Here is a 20,233-nt window from a genome sequence, read left to right as displayed (position 1 = left end):
ATTCATTTCAGAAACTCCCCGACATTCTCCTTCGTCACCAGCTGAAAAGGAATAAGCATTTGCTGCTCAAATGCCTGCTTCTTAGCAGCCTTCACAGCCGTCTCGATGGCCTTGCCGCCTTGTTCCTTCGCATTCTGAAAAACAGTAGCGTCCAACGCTCCTTTCCTTACCGCCTGCAATGCATCAGGAATCGCGTCCACACTCACAACCAGCACTTTGCCTTTCAGGCCCGCTGCTTCCAATGCTTTTACCGCACCCATCCCCATTTCGTCATTCTGCGCAAAAATAGCGCTGATCTTATCACCATAAGATTGGATCCAGTTTTCAGTCAGGGACATCCCTTTGGCACGGTCCCATTCGCCGGTTTGCTCGGCGAGCAATTTGAGGCCTGGATTCGCTTTCAGGATTTCCTTTGCCCCATTATCCCGCCTGATTTGTGCGGCCTGGCCCATGAACCCGTGCATCATAAGCACATTACCCTTTCCGCCGAGTTTTTCGGCAATGTATTTCATCGCAATGCGCGCCGATTCGGTATCGTCGGAGCCTACAAATGCCGTCGGTTTTGAAGCAGTTTCGGAATTGACATTGATAATGGGGATCTTGGCATCCATCGCGAGTTTGATGGCCGGCGAACTCGCTTCCACCTCGCAAGGATTCATGATAATCGCGTCTACGCCCTGGCCGATGAAGCTTTCCACCTGCTCGACCTGTCTCAATGCGGAACGTTCGGCATCGACTGTGATCAGTTCCACGCCCAGTTCCTTCGCTTTCGCTTCCATCGCGTCGCTCACATTGACAATAAACTCATTCTGCATACTGAGCATCGTAGCCCCTATCACCAGCTTATCCTTCTCTCCGGCGCCGGATTCTTTGTCGGAACTCTGGTTGCAGCCCGCCAGCAATGCAGCGGAAATGAGGGTGGCAAAAATAGCGTTGCGTTTCATAAGCCTTCAGCTTCGGCAGTCTGCCGTCAAGTTATATTTAAAATACACGAAAATCTCCTTCCTCCATCCTCCCCATCAATCCTTCCTCCCTTTCAATCCTTCCTCCCTTTCAATCTTTCTTCCCCACACCATCCAGTACCACCGCTCCTATGATGATGACTCCCATCACGACCTGCTGATAATACGATGTCACATTCAACAAATCCAGGCTGTTACTGATCACGCCAATGAGCAGTGCGCCGATGAGCGTGCCCGTCATGGTGCCGGTGCCGCCCGACGTGCTGGTGCCGCCGATAATAGCCGCAGCGATGGCATCGAGTTCGAAACCCGCTCCGGCATTGGGCTGGCCGGTTGTAATACGCGACGTCAGCAGAATACCTCCCAATGCAGAAAGCAGCCCGCAAATGGTATATACCCACATTTTCACGCGACTCACGCGGATACCCGATGCGCGCGCCGCCGGCTCGTTGCCTCCGACCGCGTACATGTAGCGCCCGAGGATCGTCTTGTTAAGAACTACCGAACAAACGGCGAATGCGACGATCAGAATGATGATCGGAAATGGAATGCCCAGGATATTGCCGCCACCGATGAAATTAAATTCGTCGGATAAATTCGAAATAGGCCGTCCTTTGCTCAGAATCAGCGCCAAGCCTCTCCCGATCGTCATGGTACCCAAGGTTACGATGAACGGCGGCACCTTACTTTTGGTAACTACGAGGCCATTGAATGCGCCCATTGCCGAACCTGCGCCCAGGCCCACCAAGAGGGGTATCACCAGCGGATAAGTATCCGGATGCGCGAAAGTAGCCGCGGCAACGCCCGTAACTGCTACCATGGACCCAAGCGAAAGGTCAATCCCCCCGGTAATGATCACGAATGTTACACCAAATGCAAGCAGTGCATTGATCGACACCTGATTACCGATGATCAGCAGGTTGGATACCGTGAAAAATTTGGGCGTACTCAATGCCAGCACCAGGCATATCAATGCAAATGCAAGGAAAATACCATACTGGCTCAATTTACTGAATCGGGAAGGAGTGTTCATAGGGTTACTTCAGCCATCGGCTTTCGGCAGTCGGTTTTTTTGAATTACTGAAATTTCTTTTATTGCTGACAGCCATTAAGCTACTGCATATTTCATGATCAATTCCTGTGTCGCTTCCGTCCTCGAAAGCAACGCTGTTTGTTTTCCTTTGGACAATACGAGTATCCTGTCGCTCATGCCGAGGATTTCGGGAAGCTCCGATGATATCATAATAATCGCAATGCCTCGGTCGGCCAGGTTACGGATCAATTTGTATATCTCAAACTTCGCGCCTACGTCTACCCCCCGGGTCGGTTCGTCGAGGATAATAATTTCCGGTGAGGCCAGCAGCACTCTGCCGATCACGACCTTCTGCTGATTACCTCCGCTCAGGTAAGTTACTTTTTGCCCGGTACCAGCCGTTTTGATCCTTAAATCTGCGATCAACTGCTCCGTTACCGACTGTTCGCTTTGTGTGTTGATGAAAAACCCTTTCCTGTGGTTGTTCATGCTGGATAGTGTGATATTGTCCTTGACAGACATCCTGGGAATGAATCCCAGCCCTTTACGGTCCTCGCTCACATAGCCGATCCCCCGATCAATCGCCTCACGCGGTGATTTCACGCGCACAGCCTCTTTGTTGACGTGAATTTCCCCTTCGTCCCACTCATCGAGCCCGAAAATGGCACGGGCAATTTCAGTACGCCCCGCGCCCATCAGACCAGCCAGTCCCAGGATTTCTCCTGCTCGTACATTGAAAGTGATATTCGTGAACTTCCCTGCCTTCCCGAGGTTACGCACAGAAAGAACTTCTTCTCCTGGCGCATTGAGCGGTTCCGGGAACATCTGGTCGATTTCGCGGCCGACCATCATGGCAATCAATGCATTGCGGTCCAGTTCGGTTGCACTTTTGGTTCCGATGTACTGACCGTCCCTCAAAACGGTAATAGTATCCGAAATCTCAAAAATCTCGTCCATTTTGTGGGAAATATAGATGATACTGACTCCTTGCGATCGGAGGCCGCCAATGATTTTGAAAAGCGTCGCGACTTCCTTATCTGAAATGGCCGAGGTAGGCTCATCCATAATGATCACCTTCGCATTGTTGGAAATGGCTTTGGCGATCTCTACCATCTGCATTTGTGCCACACTGAGGTGCTTCATTTTCGCTTTCGGGGCAATATGAACGCCCATGCGATCGAGCAATGCGGCTGCGCGCCGGTTGATTTCCGAATCGTTCAACCAGCCCGAAAGTCTCCCGCCTTTTCCTGAAACTTCCCTTTCTCTCCCCAGAAAAATGTTCTGTGCGACGCTGAGTTCTGGTATCATCAGAATTTCCTGATGGATCATGGAAATCCCTTTTTTCAACGTTTCATTCACATTGCTGCCAGCAAGGCTTTCTCCTTCCAGTATAATATCCCCCGAATCAGCCGCAACCAGTCCTATCAGAATTTTCATGAAAGTCGATTTCCCAGCGCCGTTTTCGCCCATTAGCGCATGTACTTCCCCTTTTTTTAAGTCAAAATGAATCTTGTCCAGCGCTTTTACACCGGAAAAAGATTTAGAGAGATTTTGAACTGTGAGGATGGTCTCTGTCATGGGGAGATTCGAACAAAGGCTTTAACCCTGTCCCGGCTGCCCGGAACGAGGTTAAAGCCTCGATATTGAAAGTATTACGGGATTACCCTTCCCAATTCACGCCGGTATCTTTCCAGCTTTTCGAAGCAGCTGATTCGAGCACCGCGTCGCACACTTTCTGGGTTTCATAAGCATCCCGGAAAGTTGGCGAGCAGGGTTTACCGGTTTGCAGGCTTTCGAAGAAATCGGCTGCCTGGTGTATGAACGAATGCTCGTAACCAATGCTGGTCCCAGGGATCCACCATCTCTTCATGTAAGGCTGGTCGCTGTCCGTTACCAGAATAGATCTCCATCCGCGTACGATCGACTGATCATCGTGGTCGAAGTATTCCAAACGGTTCATATCATGGAGGTCCCAGCGGATGGAAGCATGCTCCCCGTTGATTTCAAAAGTGTAAAGCGCCTTGTGACCACGTGCATAGCGGGTAGATTCGAAAAGGCCTAATGATCCGTTATCGAAGTGGCAATGGAAGATACAGGCATCGTCGATACCTACTTTCTGAACCTGGCCGGTACCTGCATGCGTGCGCTCTTTGATGAATGTTTCCGCAACCGCCGATACATCCTTGATACCGCCATTGATCCACATTGCCGTGTCGATACAGTGTGCAAGCAAGTCGCCGGTTACACCCGAACCCGCCGCATCCACATCCAGACGCCATGTTGCCGTTCCGCCTTGCGGTACATCCGGGCTGATCGTCCAGTCCTGCAGGAAGTTGGCACGGTAATGGAAAATACGGCCTAGCTTACCGGAGTCGACGATTTGTTTGGCCAGAGTCACTGCGGGTACACGTCGGTAGTTGTACCAAACCGTATTTTTTACGCCGGCAGCTTCAATAGTTTCCACCATTGTTTTAGCCTCTGCAAGCGTACGTGCGAGCGGCTTTTCGCAAAGGATCATTTTCCCTTTTGCAGCGGCAGCCAATGCGATCTCCGCGTGCGTGTCGTTGGGCGTGCAAATGTCCACCGCATCGATATCGTCACGTTCGATGATTCTCCGCCAGTCGGTTTCGTAAGATTCGTACCCCCATTGTTCCGCAAAGGCCTTCACTTTTTCCTCGTTACGCGAACATACAGCCGCCAGAACGGGACGGTATTCGAGTTCGGGAAAAAAGTCCCCGATTCTTTTATAACCATTGGTATGCGTACGGCCCATCAAACCGGAACCGATCAGCGCAACACGGATTTGTTTTTTTTCTGACATTTTGTTGAAAGCTTTAGGCTATAAAGCAATAAGCTTTAAGCCTTAGGTTTTGGGAATATTTTTGTAAGCTGTAAGCATTAGGCTGTAAGCTTTAAGCTCATTTAAACTGCTAGCAAAAAAAGCGTACAGCCTATAGCTTAAAGCTTACAGCCTTTATACTACCCAGCCATGCGCGTTACGTACCCGTACCAGCGCGGCGAGGATGTCGTTCCAGGTTTGCTGCTTGTACATTACCTCGTTGGGGAACATACAGCCATCCCAGCAAATGTGGCGGAACGCCTTCGTGAGATTTCCGCTATCATCGCGCAACCAGAAACCGGCGTGGTGTACGATATCGAGCTTGCCGTTCGGGTCGGTTGCCAGGCAGTGACGACCGGTTTTGTCGTGTGAACCGGTTCCGTGAACAGTCCCATCATTTTGGGCTACGTGGAAATCGATCGTCCATGGGCGAAGCGCGGCAGTCATTTTCTTGAAAGCCGCATCCAATGTAGCACGGTCGCTCCATTCAAAATCGGCTGGCAGAATACGGTCTTCCGGCGCATTGTAGCCCAGCAGGTAAAGGAAAGTATGTGACATATCAGCCTGGAAACCTACATTCGGGCGATCTGTTGCCTCAAGGGTGTCGAGCATTGCTTTCCAGCTGTGCATGCCACCCCAGCAGATCTCTCCTTCGGCAGCCAGATTTTCCCCAAAATCAGCGGCTACGTCGGCAGCACGTCTGAAAGTTTCGGCGATTTGTTTCGTGTTACCAGCAGGATCAGCCGACCAAGCTTCGGGCGAAGCAGCCGAATCGATACGGATCACGCCGCCGTTCCGGATACCAGCGTCACGCAGTTGTTTCCCGAACTCACATGCCTTACGCACCTGCTCTACAAACGTTTCGCGCGCATCTTTGCTGCCCAGGGCCGAGCCGGCCCACACGTTGGCCACCAGGCTTCCTGCTTCCAGGTTAAATCCGGCCAGCTTATCGGCCAGGCGCTTGCCGCCGTCGGCACTTTTCAGGTATTCGCCTATGTGTTCATCGAAAAGGCCAATGTCGACACCATCGAACTTCACACCGTCCACCTCGGCGGCAGCGGTTTTCTCAAGCAATGTATCAAAAGGAATAATAGGCTCTGAATCAGAACCTTTACCCACGATGCCAGGCCATGTGGCATTGTGAAGTTTGGGGAAATTATTTTCAGGCATGGTTTAAGAGATAGGGGCTTTAAGCTGTAAGCCATAGGCTATAGGCTCTGGCCGGGTGGAAAATAAACTTATGCCATAAGCTTTAAGCCTCTGACTGTATGCATCAATTGAGCATATAGCCTACGGCCAAAAGCTTATAGCCTCTACAATACCAGATCAGGGTTGCGCGGACCGAAGTGCTTCAAAATAACGATCGGGTCGCTAGTCGACGGGTTGCTGATTGTAACACCTTCGATCGCAGCGGCTTCGCTTACGAAATATTCGTCGTTGGTCAGTTGTCCGTAGCGGATCAATGCAGGGGTTTCGATATCCCATACACCGAATTTGCCATGTCCCTGCATGACAATCATTCCGTATGCAGCAGCGTCAGTAATGGTAACAGTCTGTCCTGGGAAAACGGTAAGCTCCTTGGCACTGTATGCCTCGTTTTTATAGCAAATCCAGTTTTCACTATATCCTTCTTCCGCCATCACGGCGACATCTTTTACCGGTTTGGGGCGCATGAAATGCTTTTCCATCAAATTAGGATTTACGTTCAAATCCCAGTCGATCACTTCCATCAACAAATCATAATCGCCAATTCTGTCTTTCGGCGTTCCTTTCCAAAGCAACTCTTCCGGAATAACCGCCTCATTGACAAGCGATTGATACATCGCAAAGATATCTGATGCTTTTTGAGGCTCATAGGTACACAAGCTGCCCGGCGCATGTAACATGCCAGGGGGCACATCCCAGCCTGTTCCCGGCTCCAGACGGAATGCCTGGGAATAGTTGGTAATCTTATTGTCCCCCTTGGTGAAGTTCATCAGACACTCTTTGATCTGCTCTTTTGAAGTACCGGGAGCGATACCAATGAATGTATATGGAAAATCGCCACCGTGATTGTTCAATTGAGGCGGGAAATAGTAGGCTTCCGGCTTTCCATTCTGGCCCACCATTGCGGCGTGCTCATCTCTGTGGTGAATATGATGCGGAAGCGGGCCCATATTGTCAAAAAACTTGGAGTACATGGGCCAGCTTTTGTATTCATCCCAAAGTCTGTCACCTATAATTTGGCCTTTCAGCTCTTCTACCGCGTCCCGCAATGTCACTTTTTGAACGCCTGATTCGTCTTCAAAAACGATTTGGCTCAAACCTTCATTCTCGCCTGTAAGCGGCCCGTTTTCCGCAGGAGTGGTTGAAGACAGCCAACGCTCATCGATTCCACCACGCTCGCCACCCAGTACATAATAATCATCCGGGTGTAATTTGATCCTGCGACCGGGGACACAAAACGAACGCGGCACCCAGGTCGGCGCCAAACGCAAAATTCCCTTTCCCTGCTCCAACGCCTTCTCAGCTATACTTGAAAGTCCCATTGTTTTTGTATTAAAAAATTGGTTTTGGTTGATACTTAAAATATGTTATCCTTACTCATGTGTATCGTCCTTGTCATCCTGAGCGAACCGGGCGGTCGAAAGGGATGTGCAATACCGCCATTTTCCATCACGCAACCATCCTTCGACTCCGCTCAGGACGACATTAACGTCCCGCTATCTACGAAAAATCACGATACATTTACCTTCAACTCAAACTCCTCAATCTCCTCTTTTGTCGTCAGCACACTCAGTTCGAGATCGTACTCCCGCGTTTCTTCCGGTCCAAGAAAGATTAGAGTGCCATCTTCCCGTGCTTTCGCCTGGCCCGATAGCGGATGCGTGCTTGGCTCGATGCCGGTTACATATTCGCCTTTGCCCCAATGCTGCCAGTTGGCCAGCCAGGGCAATTGTTCTTTTTTGAATTTCAATGCCACGGCCACTCCCAGCTTCTCGTTGTGCAATCCACAAATGCTATCGCCGAAAATGTCGGCATCGACATCGATCAAAGCTACTTCCTCTCCACTTCCAAGGTGACTTTCGAGCGGAGCAGGTGCCTTTTTAAATGTATTTCCTTCTTTGAAAATTTTTGCATTTTCCTCGCCTAAGCGCGGGTGCCATTGGCCATTCCAGAGTATATCTGTCCCTTCGTCCACCAGCGGCCAGCCAAAATTGAAATGATATAGCAGCATATGAGGTGCGGCGGTATTGGCTTTGTTGATGACTTCGTCATGAATGCGCAATTTCGCTTCGCCTAATGTCGCTGAAATCGTCCGTTTCAACTCTAAACTCGGGCCAAATGGCCTTGTTTCACGGATAATGCCGGTAATGCTCATGTCGTACTTTCCGGCACGTAAATCAGGCTGGACGATCGAAATGATTTCCGCAGGCTGGTTACCGATCAGTCCGTGCAAACCGCGATCGCCGTGACTGTCCGACTCCGGCCCGCCCGCGTGGGAAAGGCCGCAGGTGGTCAGCAAACCTCCGCCGAATGTGCGCAGCCAGTCGATGCCCTTGTCCGAAAAAGGTTGCGGGTACGTAATGCCACCATGACTGATCCAGGCCAGGCTATGCTGATTGTAAAAGGCCTCGGCAATGTCCATCGCCCGGTCTATCACCACTTTGAAACGCAAGCCTGTGCCGGTATTCACCCACGCCATACGGGTACCTCTGCCTGCACCGTTATCGATCACCGAAGTTTCGATGCCCCCTACCTGCGCGTGATTGGAAACTTTTTCTTTCCAGTCCTGAATTATCCCATCGCGACCTTTCGAAGCTGCAATCTCCATTATGTATTAATTAACCTCGTAATTATCTAAACCTGAAAAAGGCGAAAATGGCCTCGTTTTAATGCTTTTATTTAGAAAAATACCCGGATCAGGCTACCGTACCTGTGTAAGCCAGTTTTTGATACGTGCATTGAAATCCGGGGTGTTTTCAAAATGGAATGCGTGCCCGAGCTTCTCATACAGGAATAGCTCAGCACCGGGAATGCCGTTGGCGACTTCTTCGGCCATCCAAACAGGAGTGAAAATATCCTCCTTACCCCCTATCACCAGGGTAGGCACATTGATTTTGCCCAAATCTGGCAGAGCATTGTGATCGATACAAGCCGCCGCCTGGCCTTCCAGCCCGTGCAGCGGTTGCGGGAACGGATTGAGACCGTCAGCCCTCCGACCGTCTTCCAGATCGCTGTGCTGCTTCGCATCGTCCCAGGATGCTTTGGAAAAAATCAGCAACTGAATATACAGGCCGAACTCCTCTGGCCGGAAACGTGCCTTGGCGTTCATGATATGCTGGAAAAGGCCCTTTGCATAGTTGTCACAACGCGCCCAGGGACACATCAGTACCAGCGATTTCACCTTTTTAGGATGCCGGATCGCGAGTTGCTGCGCAATGGTACTACCCATCGAGCACCCTATCACGTTTACATTTTCCAATCCCAACGAATCCAGCAAGCCCGCATAGTCATCGGCCATCTGTTCGGTGGAATAAGGCCCGACCGGCTTGTCGGTCTGGCCAACGCCACGATTATCGCCCATTATGCATCGGAAATCGCGTTTCCAATCAGAGACATGTACATTCCAGACCGCACCCGCGGCCGTAATGCCCATAATCAAAAGAAGTGGCTCACCGGAGCCTCGTTCTTCATAGTAAAAATTGATACCGTTGGTTTTGATGGTGGGCATAAATATGGCTGTCGGCTATCGGCCGTCGGCTTTTTTGGTTTTAAATAAAGAATAGTTTGACTGCCGATAGCCGACAGCCGAAGTCTACCTCAATCCCGGCACCAGCTCTTCCTGAATCCACTTTCCGTCGTGCAATGTCACGAAATCCGGGTCTTCCAGGGCTTCCTCCCCTTCATCCTCACAAATGATCCAACCTTTATAGTTAATGTCTTTGAGCCATTGTGTAACGCCGAGCAAATCGACTTTGCCTTTTCCCATCAATGTAAATTCCGGATTACCGTCCCAGTCCTTATAATGCACATGGTTAATCAGCGATTGATATTCCTTCATTTTGGCCAGCGGATCCATACCGCCGTTGATGATGTGCCCTACATCGGGTGTCCAGCCCGTTACCGATGCATCCAGACTTTCCAGTACGATTTTGTAATCTTCTTCGGTGCGGATAATGGATGAATGCGGTGAATTAGGGTGGTAGCTGCAAGGCACACCTTTATCTGCTGCACGGCGCGAAACCGTGTTGACGATATTCACAAGGCGTTTCTGCCGCTCGGCAAGGTCGTGCCTGCCAGTGGGAATTTGCACTGTATTTAAAACCGCACCGGGAAAACGTTGCAACACTCGGATAGCGTGGTCGGCTACTTCCTGTTCGCGTTCGGTCTCTTCGGCCTCATTCCAGTCCAATGCCAAAGCCAATGCGGCCAGCCCGATACCCTGTTCTTTCAGTTTGGCTTCGAGCTTGTCCGGATCCACGAGGTCGCCCATCCAGGTAAAAATGGGTTGAATGCCCGTAAAACCAGCTTTCGCAATGACTTCGATCATGTGTCCTAACCGGCCCTGGTGGGTCTGGCCGCTGTTGCTCATGAACCAGGTATAAACTTCTGATCCAAAGCGGAATGGGAGTTGCTGAGACATTTAAAAGTTTATTTTCAATTATATAAAAATCACTTCGACTTCTTTTTCACTACCTCGCCAGGCATAATCAGCGAATCCCAGCCGGCCAGATCGGAAGGCTTTACATTCGCTTTATACCCATTAAAGTTGAAGGTTGTAGGTTCATATGGCCCTACGAATGCAATATCGTTGTCTGGCTTAATATTATTTTCCATTCCTAAACTCCAAAACATCGCATTCACTACCATTCTTCTAAATCCATAATCCTTCAAATCTTCCGAAGCACCGTGCGTGGTTGTGAATGCGCGGCCTTTCTTGCCACCTTCCATTTGATAATCACGAATCCAGGCAACAGGGAGCAATTCTTTGGTCGGGTCGGCAGGAGAATCGGCCGTCATACCATTCAGCACCTGGCCTTTCGCCAGCACCGTTCCTTTTGGCGCGGCCGTGTAACCGCCGGATTGTACCCACATATCCTTCACACCCCGCATAATAGGATGCTTGGCCTGCGCTTCGTCAATGATGATTTTGGAAGATTGCTTGTGGTTCGTTCCGTAGTGCGATACCCAGGTTTCACCCAAAATATATTCTCCAAAACCGTCTTTCCAGGCAGTTTTCGGACCCTTGTAGTTCCAGGTATAATGCTCCCACTTCGGGTCATTTTTAATTTCAAATGCGTGGGTAGAGGTGCGGAATGCCACAATAGGGCCACCTCGCTTAATATAGTTTTCGAAATGCTGCATTTCCTTGTTCCCGAAATGTGCGAACCGCATGAAAAGCACCATCAGGTCGGCCTTATCGAGCACATCCAGGCCCTTTACATTCGAACCTCCGGGCAGAATATAGCCATTTGAATCGAGCGCATATACGACCGTGCAGGTAAAACCGTAGTGTTTCGCCATGATCCGCGCTAATGCAGGAAGCGATTCTTCACCGCGATACTCGTGATCCGTGGCGATGAAAACGATATTCTTGCCCACACCCGGCCCCTTGTCGCCCTTGTAAACAACCCGGTGTTTGGCCGGGTCATCCTGCGCCATTGCGCCGAAAGTGATCAGTGCAATGCCGAGGGCCAGCATTGATTTCAGTAGATTTTTCATAAAGTGCCGGACTGAAAAAGTGGTTTGGTCAGAGCCCGTGTTTCAGGCTCATTTCGCGAATAAAACGGTAGCCGTTCTCGGCAATATCCCACGGTTCGTTGAATTCCCGCCATACCCCGATCGCGTTAGCAAAGCCGGGATCGTTACGGGAAAAAGCCTCGATCGCAAGCCATCCGTCATATTTGATTGCCGCCAGGGACGAGAACGCGTCATCCCAGAGTACTTGTCCGGTTCCTGGCGTACCACGGTCGTTCTCGCTGATATGCACGTGCGCGAGCACCGGCGCAATGGTCTGCAAAGCAGTGGAGTACTTCTTCTCCTCGATATTGGAATGGTGCGTGTCGAACATCGCCCGCACATTCGGGTGGTCCGCTGCCTTCACCAGTTTGAGCAATTGCTCCATGGTATTGCACAAATAGCATTCAAAACGGTTGAGTGCTTCCAATGCAAAAGTGATATTGGCCTGTGCCGCATAATCTGCGGCTGCATTCAGCACTTCCCCGGCCAACGCGTATTCCCGATCTTCGGCAGGTCGGTTTACAAAAATGGTATGTCCGGAATGGAAAGGTCCGCAAATTACCCTGGAATTGACGTCGTGGGCACGATCAACGGCCCATTTGATCTTGTCAAGTGCTTTCTGCCTGACCTCTGCCGATTCGCTCACCGGGTTATCGTCTTTACCCAGCGTCATTACCGTGGTGGTTTCGAGGCCGAGGTCTTTTGTAAAATTGCCCATTCGCTGGTAAGCAGCTGCTTCCTGCGGGCCCAGATAAAACTCGACACCGTCATAGCCGATCGTTTTCAGCCTTTCGATAATCGGAAAAAGGTCATCCGAAACTGCTGCCGTCCAGGCGAGCACATTGAATCCAATTTTATTCATTATAAAAGCTTTATGCTTTAAGCCCTAGGCTATAAGCTTTGCATTAAAGGTTTCGCATTAAGCCGACGGCCGACAGCCGATGTTTTCTATTAGTATTGTTTGATGCGTAAATCTTTGTATTCGACTTTCATTGGCGGGCCCACGTGCACCTGTACTCCTAAAAGTCCTTTTTTCGCCCCATTTACCGTGTCGTTGTCCGTGACATCACTCATCAGGATACCATTGATATAATGCTGAAGGTGATTGCCTTTGACAACCAGATGGAATGTGTTCCAGTCTTCACTTTTGATCAAAGTTTTGAGAGAATCGGATTTACCGAGCGAGCCCACCACTTCAAAGCCCGTCCAGGCGTTGGCCTTCACATTGGAACGGATGGCTTCGGGCGTTTTGTCGCCGGTGTATTCTTTAATCACCGTTTTCTGACCGCGATAAGCCAATGTAGTGCGCTTCCGCTCCTCATAATTCTGACCTGTATAGTTGTTTTTACCGTCGATATCGGCCTGGTAACCTTTCAGTGCGAACGGCACATCGGTGAGCTGCTCGCTGCGGTAGTTAATACCCGAGTTTCCTGCCGTTGCGATCTTGAATGAGCCTTTCAGTTCGAAATCGCCTGGCTCGCCGCCCTTCCAGATAATGAATGAGTTGGTTTTCAGAAGCGTTTCGGGGGTGATTTCACCTACCAGAGAGCCATTTTCGACGCGCCAGTACTTGGGGTCGCCGTCCCAGCCTTTCAATGTTTTTCCGTCGAAAATAGATACGAAACCTTTCTCACCTTTTTCTTTTTTCTGAGCGAAACTGTCAACCTGGAAGGTGAAGGTCACCACGGCGGCCATTAATAATCCGGCCTTGATAAATCTGAAACTCATTTTGATCTTCTTTATAGGTTTAGTGACTTCTGAACAACTGACTTCCCTTATTGCAAAGGGATTTTTGAAATAGCAACACTCTTAAAAAAGCAGAAATTAATATCCAAAAATTCCTAAAAATATCTGATGCACTATCCTGTACTGACCTGCTAGTTGGACGGAATCGGATCACCCGGTGCCTTCAAAGCCGGGTCATACATCGCAACACCCACACGTGAATCGGCGCATCCGTAGTATAGTAGCCACTTTTTCCTGAAATAGACCATCCCTTCGATGAAGACGGTCCCTGCCACATATTGTCCGCTCTTTTCAAATGGTTCCATAGGGCGGAAAAACGGCGTATCCAGTCGGGCCAGCACCTTGGTAGGATCATTTTTGTCAAAGAGTACCTGGCCTGCACAGTAACTGTTGGGTGTAAACCGTTTGTCACCATCTTCACCCTTGTCGTTCTTGCCATTGTAAAGCAAAACAATGCCTTTTTCAGTCACGATAGCCGGAGGCCCGCATTCGGTGAGGTTGCTATCGAAATATCCTTTTCGAGGAGAAATGAGGTTGATCAGGTCGCCCTTGCTGTCCACCACCGGCTCCCAGTTAGTGAGGTCCGTCGACGTGGCCACATTCACGTTGGCTTCTCCAAAGTACAGCCAATATTTTCCATTGATCTTTGCAATTACCTGTTTGTCCCCCACCAGTTGGGTGACGACCGAACCCGATTTGGTCCATATATTATTGAACTTGCCATCATAGGCTTTCTGAAATGCCGGACCGTGTTTCTCCCATTTGATCAGATCGCGGGAGGTGGCTACGCCCAGCCGTGCCTTGTCCTTGTTCCATTGGGTGTATATCACCACATACAGGCCGTCTTCGGTCACAGCCACACGCGGATCTTCGCACCCTCCGGGCCATTCGTTGGCTTTCTGAGTGTCCTCCGCGGGAAACAGCACCGGCTCCTTTCTTCTCTTAAAATGAATTCCGTCGGAAGTTTCCGCATAGCCAAGTCGCGATGTGCGCATGCCGATCGCTTTCCCTGCCTTGTCCTCCGCCCGGTACAGCACAACGATCTTGTCGTCCCTGATCGTAGCGGCCGGGTTAAAGGTGTCATTAGATTCCCAGTCGACCTGGCGTTTGTTCATCGGGCAAAAAAAGCGGGAAGTACTGTCCGGTGAAATAACCGGGTTGACGCCCTCCGGTCGTTTAAAGCCGCCGAGAGCCCAATCCGGAAGTTTGTTTTCTGTCTGGGCAAATGCGCTGCTCGCAAATATCGATGTGCATATAGCTAAACCGGCGATAAAATTTTTCATAGTTTTTTTATCAGTTATCAAATCAAGCGGTCAAATATAACCCATTTCGCCAGTTTTCATCGGTCGGGTAGCAGGGCAATAAAAAATCCGGCCTGATGCTTCAGGCCGGATTTCCGATCGGATCAATATGCTGGATTACTTGTTCGCTACAAGACTTACGTCCAGTGTAAAGTCGTTGTCGATCGCTTTATCGCCCAGGTTTTCGAAGAAATTGGTCGAACGGAATTTGATATCATATTTCGTGCGGTCGATCGCGACTTTTGCATTGGCAATCACTTTCTTTCCGTCGGATTTCAATGTTGCCGGAAATTTCACATCCTGGGTAATGCCTTTGATGGTCAGTTTTCCGGTTACGTCGTATGAACCCGCCGCTTTCGGTGTCACAGAGGAAATCACCAGTTTAGCCTGCGGATGTTTTTCTACTGAGAAAAAATCATCGCTTTTGAGGTGATTGGTAAGCTTGCCGTTCATGTCTTTATCGGTCACATCGGTTACGACCAGGGATTTGATATCAGCTACAAAGCTTCCCCCTTTCAACTTATCATTGTCAACGACCAGTGTTCCGCTTTCCAGAGGTACTGTTCCGGCGTGTGTTCCGGTCACTTTTTTGGCACCCCACACAATGGAGCTGGCTTTTGTATCAACCGCCAGCGTCTTGTCGGCCGCTTTTGATTTGCCAGGACCGTCGGCAATAGCAGCAGCATTGAAGAGCAAACCTGCCACCGCGAAAACAAACATTTTTTTCATAATAATTTCAATCGTTTAAAGTGTAGAAGAATTTGTAATATATAAAAGAAGTAGAGTATTCGTCAAATCGTTAACAGCCTTTAACATTCCGCTACGTCATTTCTCATTGACGCGCCGCCTCCCCTGCCAGCAGCTCCACTCCCTCGAACTGTTCCAACATCCTCTTGCCGTCATTCCAGTCTCCCAGCCCCGACACTGCATTGATATGCCCTTGCTTTCCCACATTGATAAATTCGCTTCCCCAGTTCGTCGCGAACACTTTGGATCTGTGGATCGTTGCATACATATCGTTGGTACTCGCGACCACAATTGTTTTAAACGGGATCTCGCGGACCGGTATGGGCGTAAAGCCAATCACAAAGCTCAGCCGTTTCGAATGTTCGGCATCGGCCGGCGCAACCAGCAGCGCTCCCCTGATCAGTTCAGAGCTGTGTTCCTGCGCCCAATGTGCGACGGTAATGCACCCGAGGCTATGTGCGACGAGGATCGTGGGGGCGGATAGTTCGCTGACCTGTTGCTGTAATTGTGCTACCCAATCCTGTTTCACCGGCCAGTCCCAATTGGCTTGCCGCACACGGTCAAAACGGTCAGGGTATTGCTCCTCCCAAATCGTCTGCCAATGCTGTGGTCCTGAGCTCGCGAGCCCGGGTACGGTCAGAAAGCGCATACTCATAAAGTCATCAGTTTGGTAATCTCACTATTTTTTATCCATTACACAGCGGAACCCAAGGTTGTTGCTTCCGCTCGTGACTTCTCCTTTTCCCCGGCTACCCGCTTTGTAGCGAATGCAATAATCGTCGCTGCAAAGGAATGATCCGCCACGCTGCACCCTTTTCACCGCGCCCGGTTCCTCGGGATCATAGCTATCCGAAGGTCCCTTGGGATTCGTGGCAGGGCTTTTCTGATAATAATCGGGACGGTAAAGATCTTCACACCATTCCCATACGTTGCCATCCATATCGTACAGCCCATACGAATTGGCAGGAAACGATTTGATTGGTGCGGCAGTCAGGTAGCCGTCTTCCTTCGTATTCTTATCCGGAAAACTACCCTGATAAATGTTGGCGACCCATTGGTTGCCCGGTTTCAGTTCGTCACCCCAGTAATAGGTGTGATTCCCTTTTCCACCTTGCGCCGCAAACTCCCATTCGGCCTCCGTAGGCAGTCTTTTCCCCGCCCATTTGGCATAGGCGGCGGCATCTTCATAAGACACATGGGTTACCGGATAATTCTCACGGCCTTTAATTGAGCTGCCCGGCCCTTCCGGGTGTGCCCAATTCGCACCAGCGACGTAATTCCACCATTGCAGCGGATTATCGAGCGAAACGCGCGTAGGTGTCGGAGTGAAAACCGCAGAACCCGGCACCAGTTTATCCGCGGGTACGCCGGGATAGTCAGCAGGGTTCAACGGCCTTTCAGCGATGGTTTTGTATTGGGTAGCTTTAACAAATTTCTGAAATTCTGCGTTGGTCACTTCATGTGTGTCCATAAAAAAGCCATTCACAGTAACCTGGTGCATCGGGCGGGAATCGGGGAACTCGTCGGCGCCCATCAAAAATTTTCCTCCTGGTATCCAGGCCATGCCGGTAGTATCGCCAATACCTTCAGGCACATAACTTGCGTTACGGATTGCCGCAGCACGCGTGGGCATTCCGTCGGCAATACAATGCGCGAGGCTATCGGCCTTACGTTTCTCCTCCGCTGTTTGCTTCTTCTCACAGGAAGAAGTCACAAAAGCGATCCCCAATACAATCCAACCGAAGCCTTTTACTGAAAATTCCATATCAAAAAAATCAATTACAACCCATCAATGTTAGTCCTGAAAACATCCTTTAATGCCTGTCTGGCAGCGTGATAGCCGCACATCCCGTGTACCCCTCCCCCCGGCGGGGTCGACGATGAACAGAGGTAAATGTCTTTTTCCGAGGTGCGGTACGGCGAAGCGCTCAGCACCGGTCGCGAATATAGCTGCCCAATATCCTGCACCCCGCCATTGATATCCCCTCCGATGTAGTTTGGATTATAAGCTTCCATTTCACCGGCATTCATCACATGCCTCGCTTTGACGACCTCCCTGAAACCCGGAGCAAACCGTTCCACCTGGTTTTCAATCGCCTGGGTCATGTCGCGGCTGTCCCCGTTCGGGACATGGCAATACGCCCATGCGGTATGTTTTCCTTCCGGCGCGCGCGTGGAATCGAAAACGCTCTGCTGTGCCAGCAGTACAAAAGGTTTTTCACCCTGTTTTCCTTTCGAGATATTCTGTTCATAAGCTGCGATTTCCTCGAATGTGTTTCCCAAATGTACCGTCCCGGCCCCGCTGCATTCCTTCGCGCGGAATGGTACCGGCTCCTCCAATGCCCAGTCTATCTTGAAAATGCCGGATCCGTAACGGTAAGCATCGAGGCGTTTGCGATAGGAGGTACTCAACCTTTCTCCCGCAATCCGCACCAGCTGTCGCGGTGTTACGTCCATCAGGATCGCATGGGCTGCCGGAAGCTCGTCGATCGATTCCACCATCCATCCAGTCTCTATTGTCCCGCCCAGCGAACGGAAATAATTCCCCAGCGCATCCGCAATTGATTGGCTTCCCCCCACCGGGATCGGCCAGCCTTCCAGGTGGGCAGCGGCCATCAGCATAATTCCAAATGCAGAAGTCGCTGTATTTGTAAGCGGTTGTATCGCATGCGCAGCCATCCCCGCCCACAACGCCCTGCCTTCCGTCGTTTTGAACTTACCTGCCGTCCATGTGGCCGGCGGCAACGCCTTTAACCCGAACCGGGCCAGCTCAAATGGTTGCTCCGGCCATTGCACTGGGCCGAGCAAGTCTGGCAGTAACTTCGGCATCGACCTGACGAGCGGAGCCATCCATTTCAAATAAGTACCCGCATCGGTGCCCAGGCTTTCGGCTGTCGCGGTCAATGATTGGTCCAGTAACGCAACCCGGCCATTGTCCAGCGGATGCGCCGCCGCGTATTCGGGCTGGACAAATCTTAACCCAAAATCCGACAACGGAAGATCCTTAAAAAACGGTGACATCAACGCCATCGGGTGAATGGCCGAACATACGTCATGCACATAGCCCGGTAATGTCATCGCCGCGGAACGCATTCCGCCCCCGATCGTCTCTTTGCCTTCCACCAGCAGTACCGAAAGTCCCGACCGCTGTAATGTGATCGCTGCCGCCAGCCCATTCGGGCCGGAGCCTACCACTACCGCGTCGAATTCCGTTCTGCTCACGGCGATCAGGGTTTGGCCGTTGCGAGGATTTTCAATGCCTCGTCGTCCTTGTACTCGTTCATCAGCGCTTTCAGTTTGGTTTTTAGTTCCGCTGTCAGCTTTTCAGTCCCTTTCACCCCGTAAATATTGGAAACCTCTTTCGGATCCATTTTCAGGTCATACAACTCCCATGAATCGGCCCCGCCGTAGAAATAGGCAAGCTTGTAGCGGCTGGTCCTCAATCCGAAGTGCGGATGTACATGGTGCGGCTCCGGAAACTCATAATAATGATAGTAGGCTTCCTTCCGCCAGGGCACCTGCGCGGCCTGTGTATTTTTTAACAAGGGAAGAAACGACTTGCCTTGCATATCGGCAGGCGCAGGTGCTCCTGCGATATTCAGTACTGTGGGAGCCCAGTCGATATTGGCTACCAGGTTGTCGACCTTTGTTCCAGGTTTGATCACACCCGGGTACCGGATCACAAATGGCGTTTTTAGGGATTCCTCATAGATAAACCGCTTATCGAACCAACCGTGCTCACCCAGGTAAAAACCCTGGTCGGATGCATAGATCACGACCGTATTTTTAGCCAAACCGCTCTTGTCCAGATAGTCGAGCAGCTTGCCGATGTTGCGATCCAGCGAGTTGGCTGTGGAAAAATAGTCTCGGAGGTAACGCTGGTATTTCCATTCCACCAATGCCTTTCCCGTGAGATTTTTATCGGTTACCTCTTTGGAAACCTTATCGTAATAGGCCTTGAACACCTTTTTCTGTTCGGGATTCAGGCGCTTGTAGAGAAAATCCTTTTCATAGTCGATCCCGACTTTCAGGTCCAGCTTCATACGCATCGTCTTGTCGATGGTCATATCCTGGTCGGCTGCCGCCTTTCTTCCCTTGTAATCGTCGTAGAATGTGGAAGGAAGCGGGAAAGTTACATTGTCGTAGGCACCAAGATCCTGCAAATCAGGCAGCCATTCGCGGTGAGTAGCTTTGTGTCCTACGATCAGAAAGAATGGCTTGCTGTCGTCACGTTTTTCGAGCCAGCCCGTCGCGAACTGCGTAATGAGATCGGATACATAACCGGTGTAGCGTGTAGTATCATTAGGTTGACCAATGAAATCCGGGTTGTAGTAATGTCCCTGGTCCGGTAATACATTCCAGTAGTCGAATCCGGCAGGAAGGCTATTCAGGTGCATTTTTCCGATCCAGGCAGTTTGATACCCATTATTCCGGAGGGTTTCGGAAAGCAACGTCTGACTCGTATCGAAGCGGGTCCGGTCATTTCGCTTGTAGCCATTCATATGGCTATACTTGCCCGTCAGCAACGTTGCACGGCTCGGGCCGCAAATCGAATTGGTGACCAGATTATTGGTCAGCAATGCCCCTTCACGCGCAATACGGTCGATGCTGGGGGTTTTTACAATTTTGTTACCGTAGGCACCGATTCCCTGATAGGCGTGATCATCCGAAAAAATAAAAATGATGTTGGGTCGCTGGCCGGCTTGCGCACAAGCCTCATTATGGGATACCATCATGGCCAGCAAACCTGGGATGGCCATTAATATCAACCGGATCGAACGGGCATTAATTGTAAACATGAATTACTCTATATAATTGGTAGACAAAATAAACTTATAGCAGATCAATTCGCAAACATTTCCCATGATTTACTTTACGAGCA

General features: G+C 50.5%; 18 protein-coding genes. All 18 read right to left on the bottom strand.

The features are described 5' to 3' along the window. Window positions 1–2: 2 nt before the first annotated feature. A complete protein-coding gene (locus BP71_RS29895) occupies window positions 3–944 on the bottom strand; it encodes a sugar ABC transporter substrate-binding protein (protein WP_496385281.1) in 942 nt (313 codons plus the stop codon). Window positions 945–1,053: 109 nt separating this feature from the next. After that, entirely contained in the window at window positions 1,054–1,995 is a 942-nt protein-coding gene (locus BP71_RS29890) for an ABC transporter permease (protein ID WP_496385280.1), read from the bottom strand. 75 nt (window positions 1,996–2,070) lie between these two features. Then, window positions 2,071–3,573, bottom strand: coding sequence for a sugar ABC transporter ATP-binding protein (locus BP71_RS29885; protein WP_496385279.1), 1,503 nt, complete (start codon window positions 3,571–3,573; stop codon window positions 2,071–2,073). 82 nt (window positions 3,574–3,655) lie between these two features. Next, window positions 3,656–4,816 carry a Gfo/Idh/MocA family protein gene (locus tag BP71_RS29880; protein ID WP_496385278.1) on the bottom strand — a complete coding sequence of 387 codons (1,161 nt, stop codon included), beginning with the start codon at window positions 4,814–4,816 and terminating at the stop codon, window positions 3,656–3,658. Between the two features lie 153 nt (window positions 4,817–4,969). After that, the gene (locus BP71_RS29875; protein ID WP_496385277.1) at window positions 4,970–6,004 is read right to left on the bottom strand and encodes a sugar phosphate isomerase/epimerase family protein; all 1,035 of its coding nucleotides are present in this window, start codon (window positions 6,002–6,004) and stop codon (window positions 4,970–4,972) included. 143 nt (window positions 6,005–6,147) lie between these two features. Further along, window positions 6,148–7,362, bottom strand: coding sequence for a class I mannose-6-phosphate isomerase (locus BP71_RS29870; protein ID WP_496385276.1), 1,215 nt, complete (start codon window positions 7,360–7,362; stop codon window positions 6,148–6,150). A 188-nt stretch (window positions 7,363–7,550) separates the two neighbouring features. Next, the gene (locus BP71_RS29865) at window positions 7,551–8,648 is read right to left on the bottom strand and encodes an aldose 1-epimerase family protein (RefSeq protein ID WP_496385275.1); all 1,098 of its coding nucleotides are present in this window, start codon (window positions 8,646–8,648) and stop codon (window positions 7,551–7,553) included. 93 nt (window positions 8,649–8,741) lie between these two features. Beyond that, window positions 8,742–9,548 (bottom strand): alpha/beta fold hydrolase, encoded by an 807-nt coding sequence (locus tag BP71_RS29860; protein ID WP_496385274.1) that lies wholly within the window; start codon window positions 9,546–9,548, stop codon window positions 8,742–8,744. Window positions 9,549–9,632: 84 nt separating this feature from the next. Next, on the bottom strand, window positions 9,633–10,460 hold the full coding sequence (locus BP71_RS29855) for a sugar phosphate isomerase/epimerase family protein (RefSeq protein ID WP_496385273.1): 828 nt from the start codon (window positions 10,458–10,460) through the stop codon (window positions 9,633–9,635). A gap of 29 nt (window positions 10,461–10,489) precedes the next feature. Then, on the bottom strand, window positions 10,490–11,539 hold the full coding sequence (locus tag BP71_RS29850) for a ThuA domain-containing protein (protein WP_496385272.1): 1,050 nt from the start codon (window positions 11,537–11,539) through the stop codon (window positions 10,490–10,492). 28 nt (window positions 11,540–11,567) lie between these two features. Next, entirely contained in the window at window positions 11,568–12,419 is an 852-nt protein-coding gene (locus BP71_RS29845) for a sugar phosphate isomerase/epimerase family protein (protein WP_496385271.1), read from the bottom strand. Between the two features lie 89 nt (window positions 12,420–12,508). Continuing rightward, window positions 12,509–13,285, bottom strand: a complete 777-nt coding sequence (locus BP71_RS29840; RefSeq protein WP_496385269.1) for a 3-keto-disaccharide hydrolase — start codon at window positions 13,283–13,285, stop codon at window positions 12,509–12,511. A gap of 149 nt (window positions 13,286–13,434) precedes the next feature. Further along, window positions 13,435–14,586 carry a beta-1,2-mannosidase gene (locus tag BP71_RS29835; protein ID WP_496385268.1) on the bottom strand — a complete coding sequence of 384 codons (1,152 nt, stop codon included), beginning with the start codon at window positions 14,584–14,586 and terminating at the stop codon, window positions 13,435–13,437. Between the two features lie 135 nt (window positions 14,587–14,721). Next, the gene (locus BP71_RS29830; protein ID WP_496385267.1) at window positions 14,722–15,333 is read right to left on the bottom strand and encodes a YceI family protein; all 612 of its coding nucleotides are present in this window, start codon (window positions 15,331–15,333) and stop codon (window positions 14,722–14,724) included. 103 nt (window positions 15,334–15,436) lie between these two features. Beyond that, window positions 15,437–16,006, bottom strand: a complete 570-nt coding sequence (locus BP71_RS29825) for an RBBP9/YdeN family alpha/beta hydrolase (protein WP_496385266.1) — start codon at window positions 16,004–16,006, stop codon at window positions 15,437–15,439. A gap of 24 nt (window positions 16,007–16,030) precedes the next feature. Beyond that, complete coding sequence (locus tag BP71_RS29820) at window positions 16,031–17,116, bottom strand: formylglycine-generating enzyme family protein (protein WP_496385264.1); 1,086 nt, start codon at window positions 17,114–17,116, stop codon at window positions 16,031–16,033. Between the two features lie 14 nt (window positions 17,117–17,130). Next, window positions 17,131–18,573: a phytoene desaturase family protein gene (locus BP71_RS29815; RefSeq protein ID WP_496385263.1), complete on the bottom strand. Its 1,443-nt coding sequence runs from the start codon at window positions 18,571–18,573 to the stop codon at window positions 17,131–17,133. 5 nt (window positions 18,574–18,578) lie between these two features. Beyond that, window positions 18,579–20,150: a sulfatase family protein gene (locus tag BP71_RS29810; RefSeq protein ID WP_496385262.1), complete on the bottom strand. Its 1,572-nt coding sequence runs from the start codon at window positions 20,148–20,150 to the stop codon at window positions 18,579–18,581. Between the last annotated feature and the right edge of the window lie 83 nt (window positions 20,151–20,233).

This window comes from Dyadobacter ginsengisoli DSM 21015 (genome assembly GCF_059568735.1).
This window is presented reverse-complemented; position numbering and strand designations above follow the sequence as displayed.

What these genes read in the sequence shown, in the direction of transcription:
- BP71_RS29895 (WP_496385281.1), bottom strand. Translation starts at nt 944, where the DNA reads ATGAAACGCAACGCTATTTTTGCCACCCTCATTTCCGCTGCATTGCTG.
- BP71_RS29890 (WP_496385280.1), bottom strand. Translation starts at nt 1,995, where the DNA reads ATGAACACTCCTTCCCGATTCAGTAAATTGAGCCAGTATGGTATTTTC.
- BP71_RS29885 (WP_496385279.1), bottom strand. Translation starts at nt 3,573, where the DNA reads ATGACAGAGACCATCCTCACAGTTCAAAATCTCTCTAAATCTTTTTCC.
- BP71_RS29880 (WP_496385278.1), bottom strand. Translation starts at nt 4,816, where the DNA reads ATGTCAGAAAAAAAACAAATCCGTGTTGCGCTGATCGGTTCCGGTTTG.
- BP71_RS29875 (WP_496385277.1), bottom strand. Translation starts at nt 6,004, where the DNA reads ATGCCTGAAAATAATTTCCCCAAACTTCACAATGCCACATGGCCTGGC.
- BP71_RS29870 (WP_496385276.1), bottom strand. Translation starts at nt 7,362, where the DNA reads ATGGGACTTTCAAGTATAGCTGAGAAGGCGTTGGAGCAGGGAAAGGGA.
- BP71_RS29865 (WP_496385275.1), bottom strand. Translation starts at nt 8,648, where the DNA reads ATGGAGATTGCAGCTTCGAAAGGTCGCGATGGGATAATTCAGGACTGG.
- BP71_RS29860 (WP_496385274.1), bottom strand. Translation starts at nt 9,548, where the DNA reads ATGCCCACCATCAAAACCAACGGTATCAATTTTTACTATGAAGAACGA.
- BP71_RS29855 (WP_496385273.1), bottom strand. Translation starts at nt 10,460, where the DNA reads ATGTCTCAGCAACTCCCATTCCGCTTTGGATCAGAAGTTTATACCTGG.
- BP71_RS29850 (WP_496385272.1), bottom strand. Translation starts at nt 11,539, where the DNA reads ATGAAAAATCTACTGAAATCAATGCTGGCCCTCGGCATTGCACTGATC.
- BP71_RS29845 (WP_496385271.1), bottom strand. Translation starts at nt 12,419, where the DNA reads ATGAATAAAATTGGATTCAATGTGCTCGCCTGGACGGCAGCAGTTTCG.
- BP71_RS29840 (WP_496385269.1), bottom strand. Translation starts at nt 13,285, where the DNA reads ATGAGTTTCAGATTTATCAAGGCCGGATTATTAATGGCCGCCGTGGTG.
- BP71_RS29835 (WP_496385268.1), bottom strand. Translation starts at nt 14,586, where the DNA reads ATGAAAAATTTTATCGCCGGTTTAGCTATATGCACATCGATATTTGCG.
- BP71_RS29830 (WP_496385267.1), bottom strand. Translation starts at nt 15,333, where the DNA reads ATGAAAAAAATGTTTGTTTTCGCGGTGGCAGGTTTGCTCTTCAATGCT.
- BP71_RS29825 (WP_496385266.1), bottom strand. Translation starts at nt 16,006, where the DNA reads ATGAGTATGCGCTTTCTGACCGTACCCGGGCTCGCGAGCTCAGGACCA.
- BP71_RS29820 (WP_496385264.1), bottom strand. Translation starts at nt 17,116, where the DNA reads ATGGAATTTTCAGTAAAAGGCTTCGGTTGGATTGTATTGGGGATCGCT.
- BP71_RS29810 (WP_496385262.1), bottom strand. Translation starts at nt 20,150, where the DNA reads ATGTTTACAATTAATGCCCGTTCGATCCGGTTGATATTAATGGCCATC.